The 13,539-nt window shown below is 37.4% G+C and carries 10 protein-coding genes; 3 read left to right on the forward strand and 7 right to left on the reverse strand.

Features of this window, described 5'->3' with window-relative positions; translation table 11 throughout:
* Positions 1-74: 74 nt before the first annotated feature.
* The 5 genes from HXT38_RS02710 to HXT38_RS02730 all read right to left on the reverse strand — a co-directional run bounded on the left by HXT38_RS02710 (position 75) and on the right by HXT38_RS02730 (position 7,407).
* The gene (locus HXT38_RS02710) at positions 75-287 is read right to left on the reverse strand and encodes a DUF2513 domain-containing protein (protein WP_410297332.1); all 213 of its coding nucleotides are present in this window, start codon (positions 285-287) and stop codon (positions 75-77) included.
* A 176-nt stretch (positions 288-463) separates the two neighbouring features.
* On the reverse strand, positions 464-1,750 hold the full coding sequence (locus HXT38_RS02715; protein ID WP_421792017.1) for a nucleotide-binding domain-containing protein: 1,287 nt from the start codon (positions 1,748-1,750) through the stop codon (positions 464-466).
* A 21-nt stretch (positions 1,751-1,771) separates the two neighbouring features.
* The gene (locus HXT38_RS02720; RefSeq protein WP_116971035.1) at positions 1,772-2,323 is read right to left on the reverse strand and encodes an SLATT domain-containing protein; all 552 of its coding nucleotides are present in this window, start codon (positions 2,321-2,323) and stop codon (positions 1,772-1,774) included.
* A 13-nt stretch (positions 2,324-2,336) separates the two neighbouring features.
* Positions 2,337-6,431, reverse strand: a complete 4,095-nt coding sequence (locus HXT38_RS02725) for an Eco57I restriction-modification methylase domain-containing protein (RefSeq protein ID WP_116971034.1) — start codon at positions 6,429-6,431, stop codon at positions 2,337-2,339.
* The gene (locus HXT38_RS02730) at positions 6,415-7,407 is read right to left on the reverse strand and encodes a restriction endonuclease subunit M (protein WP_116971033.1); all 993 of its coding nucleotides are present in this window, start codon (positions 7,405-7,407) and stop codon (positions 6,415-6,417) included. The genes HXT38_RS02725 and HXT38_RS02730 overlap by 17 nt, the downstream gene beginning before the upstream one ends.
* Positions 7,408-8,394: 987 nt before the next feature.
* On the opposite strand from HXT38_RS02730, the gene HXT38_RS02735 reads away from it, so the two are divergent.
* The 3 genes from HXT38_RS02735 to HXT38_RS02745 all read left to right on the forward strand — a co-directional run bounded on the left by HXT38_RS02735 (position 8,395) and on the right by HXT38_RS02745 (position 9,278).
* Entirely contained in the window at positions 8,395-8,709 is a 315-nt protein-coding gene (locus HXT38_RS02735) for a type II toxin-antitoxin system RelB/DinJ family antitoxin (protein WP_421788874.1), read from the forward strand.
* Positions 8,706-9,032, forward strand: a complete 327-nt coding sequence (locus HXT38_RS02740) for a type II toxin-antitoxin system RelE/ParE family toxin (protein ID WP_004119526.1) — start codon at positions 8,706-8,708, stop codon at positions 9,030-9,032. Before HXT38_RS02735 ends, HXT38_RS02740 begins: the two co-directional genes overlap by 4 nt.
* An 81-nt stretch (positions 9,033-9,113) precedes the next feature.
* Positions 9,114-9,278: a type IIL restriction-modification enzyme MmeI gene (locus HXT38_RS02745; protein ID WP_223293642.1), complete on the forward strand. Its 165-nt coding sequence runs from the start codon at positions 9,114-9,116 to the stop codon at positions 9,276-9,278.
* 83 nt (positions 9,279-9,361) lie between these two features.
* Here HXT38_RS02745 and HXT38_RS02750 read toward each other — a convergent pair whose 3' ends face one another.
* Complete coding sequence (locus HXT38_RS02750) at positions 9,362-11,968, reverse strand: ATP-dependent Clp protease ATP-binding subunit (RefSeq protein WP_410299635.1); 2,607 nt, start codon at positions 11,966-11,968, stop codon at positions 9,362-9,364.
* Positions 11,969-12,118: 150 nt separating this feature from the next.
* The gene (locus tag HXT38_RS02755; protein ID WP_101886035.1) at positions 12,119-13,537 is read right to left on the reverse strand and encodes a DUF3027 domain-containing protein; all 1,419 of its coding nucleotides are present in this window, start codon (positions 13,535-13,537) and stop codon (positions 12,119-12,121) included.
* Between the last annotated feature and the right edge of the window lie 2 nt (positions 13,538-13,539).

Raw genomic sequence — 13,539 nt, forward strand, 5'->3', positions numbered from 1 at the left:
CGAAAAATTATTTTTTACCTTTTCCCATATTTCGTTAGAACTTATAGAATCAAGAAACTCATTACCATACCAAGTTATGTACATAAGTAAGCATCTACAACGCCAGCTTCACGCTCATCGATATATACATTAATTAAATTACCTTCACCCATTATTCTTATGTTGTAAATAATTTCTTCAAGAGAGTATTTACTACTTTTCTCAGCAATATCGCTTGCTCTAACTTCTTTATCACTTTTAGAAGCTTCAATTAAAATCTCGCGAACTAAATCCATATTTCTTCTCATAAGTTTATTTATCCTTTATAGATTGTTATTTAAATTTTTTACACAAATATCATATGCAAAGTTATACAAGCGTATTAATCACATCTAGACTGTTTAATTTATGCCCGATATCTAAAAGGTCCCAATATATTGAATCTTTAGTAAGTTTGATTTTAGAAATATTAGGTTGCGTAATCCTAGTTTGTAGCAATTGGTACAGAGATTTTACCTATTGCTATTACCACGCCGTAGTGTATAGCGTAACATTCAACATAGTGTTCCCCTCGAAAAACCGTATGTTCTTCTCTGGTTTTAGAGGTTGTACCACCAATAATTTGACCTCTTATACAATTGCGTTTTTTAGCTTCTTCGCCGCAGTTGCATACTTTCCATTTTAGACTATATGGCGTTGGGAGATCCGCATTTGTTATATAAAATTCTAGTTTTTTGTTTGGTTTAAGCAAAATATGATTCCTTATCATATCTCTTAAATTAGCTGGTCTAAATCCATCTTGTGTTACTTTGCACTCAAGATTAAGCTCATATCGTAAATCAATAGGATAAAAATTTTCGATAAACTGTTCCGTGTCATTATACGACGTAAAAAGATCCTTGGCTACTTGTTTGTAGTCACTTAATGGAACAAATCTTCCAAAGACCTCCCGCCATTTCTTGTGTGACTTAACTTCATCGCTTTCATCAATAGCAGCACAACAGAGATCATAGGCTTCTAAAGCTTTTACTTGAAAATTTTTCTTGACCTTTACTCTTTGATTGCTGCCTAAAGCATTCCATGATTCTTGCTTTGGTAAATTGCTTATATATTTGAAGAAATCTCTAATCATATAGTCAGGATGATTTGTAGTGCTAAAATATTTATCGTTATCATTGAGAAATCTCCATGCCATAGTATCTATGAGAAGACCACCCATAAGAACGTTATGTTTATTTTTCCATGCGCGGGCTAACTTACAAATTTTTCTAGCATTCCCCATAGATATTTCATCGAGATCGGATATGGCTTTGATTTCATCTCGGGGTTTGGTTGTTTTCCAAGAATCGGAATACGTATCTGGATACGAAAATGAACCATCGTCTTGTTCAAAGACAGGTTGCACTTCAAATTTATAATTGCTGAATTTTACAACAACTACCAAACGATCTACTCGAATATGCGTTTGTGAATAATGTGTGGCTATACCTTGTTTTACCTTAGATAGAACTTTGCGTGTACCTCCTGACACATGAAATTCATCATATAAATGATAAGGAAGAATATAAAGAAAATCTAAATCAGAGACTCCATTAATGGCTGTACAACGTTCCCATGAACCTACCATTAACCGATTGTCTGATTCTGAATCTGAATCTCTAAATTCTCTATTAAGAGCTTTTGTAATTTCATCTCTACGGTTTCTAATTTCTTTCTTATTAGAAATCTTAAGATTATCGAAGATTTTATCAAAAATGTCTAATTCACTCATGTATCTAGTATTACCTCCTCATTACATTCTGCCCGGAGTTCTATTGTCAATTTCTTCTTGTGATGATTGAGGTTTTTCGTTACCGTTTATAGCAATGTTAGCCTTGTTATAATCTCTGGATGTAGTTCTAGGTGCTGTTGATAGTGCATCTCGCTCTTTAAGTTCTAGCTCATCTCGAATTTTACGTGCATACTCATCTGAAATGGCTGAAGCTTCAAGATCAGAAATTAATGATTCATATCTTTCGAATAAATAGCGAATTTCAACAGCTGACTTTTGATGTTCTGCTATTTTTGCCTTAAAATCAAAAAATTCACCCGAAAAAGAAGCACCTGTTGCTAAAGTCGCGATAAGTGCTACGGCGAAATTCCCCCAAATTTCGTTTAACATAATCCCAGCAACACTTGTAATCAGTGTGCCTGTAGTTACGACAGTTAAGCCAATTGAGAATCTTTTGCGCCATCTTTCCCAAAATTCATATCTATCAGCAGCTTTTTCTTGTGTACGATAAGTGTATAGAAGACGATCTGCGCGAGCATCAAGTAAATGGATTAGTTTGCTTTTATTTTCCATGACATGCCTCGCACTAATTCATATCTTTTATAGAGTTGAGGATATGCTGCTTTTCTTCCTCGTTTAGACCATAAAAGTTGAAAAGCTGCTCATCAATTTCATTTAAAGACAAGTTCCAATTAATTGGTGAATCTTTACTTAAATCAGGAACTGGCACAAAGCGATAAGTTTGTTTTGTGCCATGTTGGCTGACTTTTGCTTGAGCATGAAGGAATCTAGAGAATTTTGTCTTTAGATAGTTAGATAAATTATTTGCATCTTTTTCATCATTTACTAGATCAAAACCAATTACGATGAAAGTTTCTGAACAAACGGAATTCGGAATGGCAACAAAACAATTTTGGTTGTCGTCTTTTAGCTCAGTTCCTATATTATTAGCATAAGGGGTAAGTACTTTCCACTTGTCAATCCAACTATTATTTGATCTTATAATGTTTTGTGGAACATATCCTGTCAGCTTGGATTTGCAATAGCAGGTAACTGGGGATTCAAGTGTGCTCTTATCTAAACTAAAAGCAGTAGTCTTAAATATATCTCCATCTAGGCCGAAGGGCTTGCGTGATGAAACATGATCCGCCAAAGGTTTAAATGAACTTTTGCTTAACAATTTTTTAACAATGGAAACACCTATAGAATCACGCAAAAAGATATCTAAATGAAAACTGTTTAATGGTCTAGTCGCATTATATACATGTTTATTTTCATAATGAGTGAATATCTGTGTTCCACTACTATAATCTGCCTTATAAGTCTTATCAATCAAGAAATAGCAAACACCACCACGATTATTTGTATCAGGGAATACGGTTTCTGGGTTAATAAAATCATGAAGCTGACTTATGTGTGTATTTGCAAGCATATGCTCTCTAAATTGATCGAGTCCTTTTCCTCCTGCGTACCAACGTGTCGGGATAATAAGAGTAGCCTGATTTGTACTAAGCTGATTAGTGATTTCAACAAATTTATGGTAAATAGGGCGAGCGCTAGCTTGAGCTCCGCCATCACTTTCCTGATACGGAGGATTCCCCACAACTGCTCCAAATTCCACTTTTTCACCCCCTTGAATGTTATCTTGTAGTGTAATCTTTTCAAAATCTTTCTTCTGACTAAGAAGTTCAGTTATTCGATTATAGTCCACCTCCTCGTTATCTGTTTTAATATCGAGAAGGTCGTAGCTTGTAAAGTTCTTGGCAATGCAAGCAATATTTAGTCCAAGTATTTCGTAGAAACGTCTTGTGAACTCATAAGCAACGCTTGAAGTAGGAATAGCGTAGATGCTGTTTCTTATTTCGTCAAGCGTAAAGCCTAATGCCTGTAGACGTTTTACGAGTGCTACAGTATATTCGCCTGATTTTGATGCAATATCAAGTAATTTTTTATCTGATTTAATGATGTTGCGCAATTGGTCTTTGGAAAGCATCGCTACCATTTCATCAGCCACTTTTATTGGAGTTATGATTTCAGAAGCAGACATACGGCTAAATTTAGCAAGTGAAGTTACAGCACGATCAAGGGGTTGCAAGTTTTCGTCAGTGGCAAGTGTAGATATATTTTGGATTTTATAATCTAAAGCACTGAGCTTAAAAGCATTGAGTGAATTTCGCAAAACCTCGATATCATCCGTATTGATACCTAAGTTTTTAGCGAGTCGATTATTTTTACCGTTATGCAATGTTTCTAAAATGTCATCTAATGACTTTACTGATTCTGGGCAAAGGAACGAGAAGAAGAGGATGCGCTGATAATATGTGCGTATCTTGTTTTCTAAATCTTTGATTTCTTTATCATCTGTGATATCTGTGGAAGATGGTTGTTTATATGACTCTGTTTTCTCATTATGATCATCCAATATTTCATCTGTATCATCATTAACATCAAAATCCTGACCATCTGTTTCACTTGCATGGGCTTCCAGAGTTAAGCCTGCCTTAGATCCAAATGGATTTTGTGCTTCAATTACATCCCGCATATGCTCGTTATTTAGGATTGAGAGATCTATCGGTAAATCCATTACCTCGTCGGTAATTGAACGAGAATTGTTGTAGTGGCTAACCTCTTTTAGGATATCAGTAGCTTGCACCTGTTCTAAGCGATTATGATTCATTGTAATAACTGGCGATATACGAAGCTCGTCAGCAATACGCTTGTCAAGCAATGAATTACCATTCTTTTCAGTGTTGGCATTGTAAATTAAAGATTTTTGCTCCTGCATAGTAAAAAGACGATGTGGGTCAAAATCTACCAGCAGAGTTTGCGGTTTTAGGCACTCTTTTATAACTTTTGTGCCGTCACTTAGTTCACGAACATATTGGTTTTGTAAGCGAAATATCGCTTGATCGTATTCTTGCGGACTAGATGTGTCTTTTAGATAAATCATCGTGTCCCATTGCTCAACAGTTGAGCCTGTAAGCATTCTATTCACTGTTAAAGTGAGCGTCTTTTTACCTTCTGATTCAAGTTTTGCAATACGATTTTTAATATCGGTTGGCGTATGGAAATGGTGTTGTGCATCTACGCCTGAAATATTTAAAATCTCATACTCGCCGAGATTCTTAAATTCTAAAGCATGGTCATTAATAAGCTTTTCCATTGCATCGCAAGAAGCACAATATGGCAAAACCATTACCATATGCCTGCACATTTGACCTTGCTTAATTTTATCGTAGTCTAAAAATCCTAAAAGTTTTGAGTCGCTAGAAGTACCATCGATAATTTTTAGAAGGTCAAAAACTTCATCTTCATGTACAAATTTTTGATGCGCATTTGTTTTTGTGTCTTTCCTAATGGATTGCGGCTTGAAAAGAGCAGATAAAGCAAGACTTACACCATGCTTTTTCAGTTCATTCATTTTTTCTATAGCTCGCTTACTTGGGTGAAAAGCAAAACGAATCATTTGGGGAAAACCAAAATAAGGGTTGTCCCATTCCTCAACATCATCCTTATATAAGTTTTCAGCATCCCAAGCTTCCTGTTCGTGAGCGATATCTGTAAATTGAACAAAAGAAATAATATCTTCTGGCTCAAATTCTGAACCCATTAATATGCGATAAGGTGTTCCGGAGAGGTGCAACCGCACTTTAGCCTTTAATTCCTTGATTTGCTTATTGACATCTTCCAGATCTATTTGGTCATCTTCCTGCTTATCAAGAAACTTAATATTGTCTTTTAGGTCTTTTTTCTCGTCTGTTTGCACATTGCGCAAAATCTCGCCATAACTTTGAGCACGGGCACCAAAATGTGTTTCATCAACAATTAATAAGTCAATTTTATTTTCAAAGACTTGTGCATGTTTTGCCTTAATCTCAGTGCCTTGCAAGTCTTGTAATGTTAGGAAAATGACTGCCGTTTCATCTTTGGCATGAATATCTGAAATTGCGTTATCGTTCTCTAATAATTCTTTTGAACTTAAAAAGTTATAGCCTTCAAAATTGCCTGGTTGTTCTACGTTCTTCTTCCATTCTTCGCAAACGTCTGCTTTAGCAGAAACAATAAGCACAGTCTTTGCATTTATGGCTTTGGCGCATGCAAGTGATGTGAATGATTTGCCAAATCGCATAACAGCATACATTAAAAGATTTGTGCGCCCCAAGTTTACTGCTTTTATAAAATTATCAACTGTTTCTTGTTGATTTGGGCGTAGTGTCCACTTTGCTCCTCGCTCATAGTGTACTGTAACAGCCAATCGTTTATTGGAATCATAGTATGCATATGTAGAGTTTTTTAATTTATATTGCTCACATATATCGTTAATAGCTTCATCTAGTTCAGAAGTATTAACATCTTTAAAAAATTCCCTACTATAGTAAACATTATTTGTAGATAAATCTTCTGGTTCAAGGCGTTTTTTGCCAAGCGAATTTTCTAAATAATCATGCACAGCATAATCACGAAAATATACATTATCCGAAACTGTTGCTTTATGCTCATATTTTTTGATTAAATCAGGGAATTTGTGCTCCCATTCTTTTAAACGAATACTAACAGGTCGATAGGTATCTCCTACCTTTAAATAATTTGGTATTGTACCAGTTTGGAAAGCATAAATGTGAGGCGTTACTCTTCCAACAATAAGATTATCTAACAATTCAAGATTATCTACTTTCTTCATTCTTTTTCTCCTGTGAAAGTAAGTCATTAAATTTGTTGATTTTATTAGCGCGCCAATCTTTTATTTGACAAGATGATGAAGTTTGTGAATCTACATTCTCTTCAAATTCTTCAAAATCAAATAAAGTTGGCTGAGTATTTGCATGTATCTCACTACAATAAGGCGGATACCCTGTAAGTCCATCCATTTGCCAGATGTTCCAAGAAATAATAGTTGCTATGTTTAAAAGCTCTGATTCTGTAGGTTTTCTATTAAGTGAATCACGCATATAATCAACATATGTTGCAAGAAGGTTTTCTCTTGCTAGAAGCAGACTATCTCCTTGATATTCAAAACCATATATAGATTCAAATGCACGTTTAGACCACTTGAGCCAATCTATTTCATTACTAGTATTCTCTTTAACTACTCTAAGCTTGCGATCCAAAAGTCCGATACGTTGCTTAAGTGGAATTATTTCGCCAGTTGTTGCATCATATCTGCTAACTAAATAAGGAGCCTCTCCGCATGTTATTTCCATTCTACGTTCATCTACATATGCCATCCAATTTTTTGAGCGTTTCTCTGAAAACTCAATTTTTTCTGTTGTAGAAATCCAACTTTTATCTTTACTATGGTTAAAAACATCTTTTCTATCAAACCACGCTTCGTCAACTAAATTATTTTGTTCATTGCAAATCCAAGATGGAGTAAATACCTCAGCCTTATTTTTAGTTCGAGATATTTGCAATTCACGAGATTTTGATGTTCTAGGTGCAATCAACCCTGCATATTTACCAGTAATTGAAGCAACGGTTATTTCGGAATGTGCTTGATGAGTATCACCATAATTTTTATAGTCATTCGTTGCCCAGCAAATATTGCGTTTTGTTGTATGATCTAACAATAAAGCAGAGAAAACCTTAGGATATTTCTCATACAATGTTTGTTCATCAACATTTTGCTCAAAAGCATAATCAAGAATTGATTTACTCATTTACTCATTTCCTTAAAATCAACCACCGTTTCAATAAGTCTTCAATTTTTAGTCAAACGAGGCAAATAATTTTGTTGATATATTATATAATCAAACTCTTTTCCCCTTAAACTTAGTAATCAAATTACTGCCGCAATGACTCTCTTCTTAAATTATATTTTACATACAGTTATCTTGTATCGATATAATCTGCTTATAATTCTTATTCTTCCCCCTATAAATTACATATAAATATCACATATCCCTACTCGGTATGAGAAAAATAATCAGATAAATATATTTTTATTATATTTAAAAATTATGGCTGCAACAACATAGTCATAAAATTTGTAAAAACGTCAAAATTTGTATACGCTTATATGTACGACAAGCTCACTTCACTATAGGAAGTGTTATTGATGGATTAATTAGCTTTTTAAAGACTATAAGGTACAATGAAAATGTAATTGCGGTGTGCGTTTGCGGACACACACCTGTGGGAGCTGACATAGTTTCGGCTCCCTCTTTTATTTTGAGTAGTTGAATAGTAATAGCTAATATCTAGAAATAGTGATAAACTCCCTGATGACAGCAGCCCCCTAAGCCTACTAACAGTGCTCAAATCTGGGAGTTCTTTTTTGATAAGCGTCTCTGCAATTTAAGCATTGGGTTTATAGGCCAAAAAGTGTGTAAAGCCAATCTGGTGAATATTATTGGGGGCATAAGCCAAGATCTAAACACCGTTAAATTCTCAGTCAACTATCTGAGAAAGTAACAGTGTTTGACGATTGCTACGTACTACTTTCTGAATCAACCAGCTTAAAGCCGCAGCGCGCTAAACTTTTTAGGATAGCCTTCGCTAAGTACGCAAAACCGCCTAAAGTACGCAAAACACCTAAACCAACAACGGAAAGCTATAATCTGAATAGTGATTAAACTTTTGCTTTCAATTGCTTGCGTATGCTTGCAACTATTTTGTAAAATGAGTGAAGAAAGGACGCAAACACAATGACAAATACGAATGCTGTATATGCAAGAATCGATACAAATCTTAAAGAAAACGCTGAAAGCATATTGAACCAGCTTGGAATAACACCATCTTCAGCAATCCAAATGCTTTATAGTCAAATCGTTTTACAAAAAGGCATGCCATTTGAACTTCGTCTGCCGACTAATACGCAAGAAAAACCGCTTGCTTTAGGCAACTTAACAAGAGATGAGTTGGATAAGGAATTGCAAAAAGGCATCAACTCACTTTCGACTGGCAAATCTTATAGTGCAGATGAAGTAGACCAATTCTTCGCTAAGGAATACGGCGTATGAGCACAACCTATAGCGTCATTTATTCTCCACAAGCGTTCCTTGATCTCACTGGGCTATACGAATACATTCGCTTTAATTTACAAGTTCCTAAAACAGCTGAAAAACAAGTCAACCGCATTAAGCATGCTATACGTTCTCTTGAGACTATGCCTATGCGATATACGCTTGTAGAGTGGGAGCCGTGGCATTCTATGGGAATACGCAGGGTTCACATAGATAACTACACAGCTTTTTACCTCGTAGATGAAGATAAATGTAGCGTAATGGTTGTTCGTATCTTTTATGCAGGCAGAAACATTGAAAATATTATCAACAACAAATAATGGAAATTCGACAATATGTGACATATCTTTCTAAAAGTCCAATGTAACGTTTTATATGGTCAAAATCATGACTTGGTGCCAATGAACTTTTTTGATCCGACCTACATGCCTCAAGATTTGCGCAAAGCTCATGACGAGCTAGATAGAATAGTAGACGTTGCTTTTGGTGCTACAAAGCCTTGCTCCAATAATGACGAGCGTTTGGAAATTCTCTTCAAATCCTATATTCGCATGACTCAAGAATGAATTTAAGTTAAATAAGTAGAAAAGCCCGACGAGATTTACGCGCCGGGCTTTTAGTGTATTCAGTTAGTTATTGCGTAGATTACTTATTCTTTGCTGCTATCTTCTTTAGCAGTAATATCTTCTTTATCTGCGCTATATTCCTTTTCGCTATCTTCAGACTTATTTTCCTCAGATTTGTTCTCTTCAGTAGCAACAACAGCAGTTGTGTCTATTGTCTCAAACTTTTCGCCTTTAATTGTGAACTCCCCCAGCAATCCTTCGCCTTCAGCATCCACCTTAATGTGTTCGCCGTCAGAAAGTTCACCAAGCAAAATCTTTTCAGAAATAGTATCCTCAATATCTCGCTGAATTACGCGACGCAACGGACGCGCACCGAGCAAAGGATCGAAGCCTTTCTGTGCAAGCAAATTCTTAGCGGCATCCGTAATTTCTAGAGACATGTGACGGTCAAACAGCCTGTCGTTAAGCAACTTCACGTCCATGTCAACAATTTTACGAACTTCTGGCTCTGTAAGCTGACGGAACACAATAGTGTCGTCCAAACGGTTTAAGAACTCTGGACGGAAATGACGCTTAAGCTCAGAATTAACCTGATCTTTCATGCGCTGATACGTGGAATCAGCGTTATTTCCAAGTGTAAAGCCAGTGTTTGCAGCCTTCGCAATATCGCGAGTACCAAGATTGGTGGTAAGAATAATAATCGTATTCTTAAAGTCCACTTTTCTACCCTGACCGTCTGTTAAGTGACCGTCATCGAGTACTTGCAAAAGCGTGTTGAAAATATCTGGATGAGCTTTTTCAATCTCGTCGAAAAGCACCACGGAGAATGGCTTTCTGCGAACTTTTTCAGTAAGCTCGCCGCCTTCTTCATATCCAACATATCCAGGAGGAGCACCGAAAAGCCTAGACGCGGCGTACTTTTCTGCAAACTCTGACATGTCAACTCTAATTAAGGCATTATCGTCATCAAACAAGAAGTTTGCGAGTGCCTTGGCAAGCTCAGTTTTACCAACTCCAGTAGGACCGGCAAAAATAAACGAGCCAGAAGGACGTTTAGGATCCTTCAAACCAACTCGAGCACGACGAATCGAGCGAGCTAAAGCAGACACAGCTTCATCTTGACCAACAATACGCTTGTGAAGTTCAGATTCCATTTGAAGAAGCTTCTGCGATTCCGCTTGAGTAAGCTTTACTACAGGAATGCCTGTAGTGCTTGAAACAACGGAAGCGATCATGTCTTCGTCAACAACCATCTTGACGTTAGACTCGCCTTCGCGCCAAGCCTTTTCCTTCTCTGCAGCTTCATTCTCAAGCTTTTCTTGATCGTCGCGAAGATTGGCAGCTTCTTCAAAATCTTGCTGCTTGATTGCTTCATCTTTCTTTTCGGAAATCTTAGCAATCTTATGGTTTAATTCTTTGAGCTCAGGTGGCTGAGTCAAGCGCTTAATACGCAAGCGCGCACCAGCTTCATCAATAAGATCAATAGCCTTATCTGGAAGGTGACGATCTTGAATGTAACGATCAGAAAGCTCAGCAGAAGACTGTAAAGCTCCATCGGTAATAGTTACATGATGGTGATTTTCGTAGCGAGAACGCAATCCCTTAAGAATCTCAATAGTTTCAGCAATTGTAGGTTCTGGAACTTGAATCGGCTGGAAACGACGCTCCAAAGCAGCATCTTTTTCAATATACTTGCGATACTCGTCAGTAGTAGTAGCACCAATTGTCTGTAGCTCTCCACGCGCAAGCATTGGTTTAAGCATATCGGATGCGCCAAGAGCTCCATCAGCAGAACCTGCTCCAACAATAGTGTGAATTTCATCAATAAAAAGCACAATATCGCCGCGTGTTTTAATTTCTTTAAGCACTTTCTTCAAGCGCTCTTCGAAATCGCCACGATAGCGAGATCCTGCAATCATTGAACCTAAGTCTAGCGAATAAACTTGCTTATTTTTTAACGTTTCAGGCACATCGCCTTCAACGATTTTCTGTGCGAGACCTTCTACAACTGCAGTCTTACCAACTCCAGGCTCGCCAATAAGCACAGGATTATTCTTCGTGCGTCGGCTAAGTACAACCATAACGCGTTCAATTTCTTCAGAACGACCTATAACAGGATCGAGCTTTCCTTCTTGAGCTTCAAATGTTAAATTGCGTCCAAATTGATCAAGAAGAGCAGAGCCAGATTGATTTCGCTTATCTTGCACACTTCCAGCATTAGCTAACTCGCCCTTCTCGCTACCGTTAGGAGCATTATCTCCACGAATTAAATCAACAGTAGTGCTTCGCAAGTCTCCAAGATCAACTTCCATCTTTATAAGTACTTGCGTGCCAACTCCTTCGCCTTCGCGTATAAGCCCTAGCAAAATATGCTCAGTACCAATATAACTGTGACCAAGCTGAAGAGCTTCACGCAAACTCAGTTCAAGCACTTGCTTAGCGTGAGGCGTAAAAGGAATATGACCAGCAGGCGAAACAGTGCCTTTGCCGATCATCTCTTCAACCTGTTTGCGAGTGCCTTCTAGGTCTACGCCTTTTGAGCTTAACGCTTTCGCGGCAATGCCCTCACCTTCGCGAATAAGCCCGAGCAAAATATGCTCAGTACCAATATAATTGTGCTGAAGTGAGCGAGCCTCTTCCTGAGCTAGCACAATCACGCGTCGTGCGCGATCAGTGAACCGTTCAAACATAACTGCCTTCCGTTCTTTTCTTTCATTCCATGGTAACGAGTCGCCATGACGCGAAGCGTCGTATATACTTACTCATTCGTACAGCATTCCATAGCATCACAATAGTCATGCATGATGAACCTAAATATTCATGTTTTCGTTTCTGCATAATTACTTATGCTGTCTGCGAGATTTTCTTTTATATAATCGCATTGATGCGGATGCTGTAGTTTTTGAAGTGTCTTCAGATTCTTGTGGCTCTTCCACTTTTCCTGTTAACGGTATTTCTTCTGTAACAGAATTTTCGTCTACTAAGTTTACTTCTGAAGAATCAGGATAATCTGTATCTTTTTGGGATTTTTTAGATTTTTCAGATTCATTAGCTACAGTCTCTTCAATTTTTTCAGTTTGATTTTCAACTTCAATTTCGCGATTTTTATCATCATTATTTTCATATGATTTTTCGTCAATAGTTGAATTGTCAATTAAATCAGGTTCAGATAAATTATTTTGTTCATCTTTATCTGTTGATGCTTCTTTTTTGTTGCGCAATTTTGAATCTAATTTTCTGTGCTTACGACGATGCATCTTACTGTCTTCAATTGCTTCCTCAATAAGCTCAACGTCTGCTCGCTCATCTCGTGGAGCTTGTTGCAAAATATCAATATGATAATCGTCGTATGCAGGCTCAGATTGAATCCAAAGCTGCGATGGCTCAGGTGGTTCAATGTCAGAATGCTCACCACAAGCATGATCAAGCGAGACAACTCGCCCATCGTCTGGGCTCCACATGTTTGCGCATACGCCAAACATAGAGCCTAAACTTCCAGCTAGAGGAATGAGGAATCCGCATGATGAACATGCTTTGCCATCGGCAATTTTTGTAGATAACGACTTTGGACCATGTTGACCTGCGTACCAGCGTTTAGCTGTTTGCGAAATTGCTTCCGCAGTCATTACTCGTCTGCGAGACAGTCTTAGCGTTGAAACAGCTTCTTCAAGATCTTCATCAAAATCATTATTTGCATCGCAAGATTCTTGATTTTGATTAATATCTTTTTCTGCGTTTGCGTTTGTGTCTGCATCTTCTTCGCTAGTATTAGCTTCAGTATTATCTTCAGCCTCAGTATTAGCTTTAGCGTCATCTTCAGTTTTAGACTCAGAATTATCATCTGAATTTGCTGATTCTATATTCTTTTCAGAATTACTATCATCAATATTATTTACTTGACGGAAGCCATCTTCTAGTCGAGAATCGTCTTCAGATGTGCCAATAGAATCCATTACAGAAAGATCACTTGGTTTCAATCGGTCTTTCCATGGAATCCATGGTGGTGGAAGCAAAGAATCTTCAGTAGGAACAAGCGTTGATTCATTCACAGTCCAACGTTGCGTTTCCTCATCATGATACAACGTAACTGACCACTGCCAGCCTTCATATCCAACTAAATTGCTTACGAAACGAAAGTCTGTAACTCCGTCACCAAGCTCTGTAGAAGATACAAAATCACCTACTGCACCAGTACGTTCTGAAGTTTCCACAGCTATACTTCTAGCTAGTTCTTGTGGATCCATCACTTCATCAGTCATAA

This window comes from Gardnerella sp. DNF01157 (assembly GCF_049244225.1).
Lineage (GTDB): Bacteria > Actinomycetota > Actinomycetes > Actinomycetales > Bifidobacteriaceae > Bifidobacterium > Bifidobacterium leopoldii.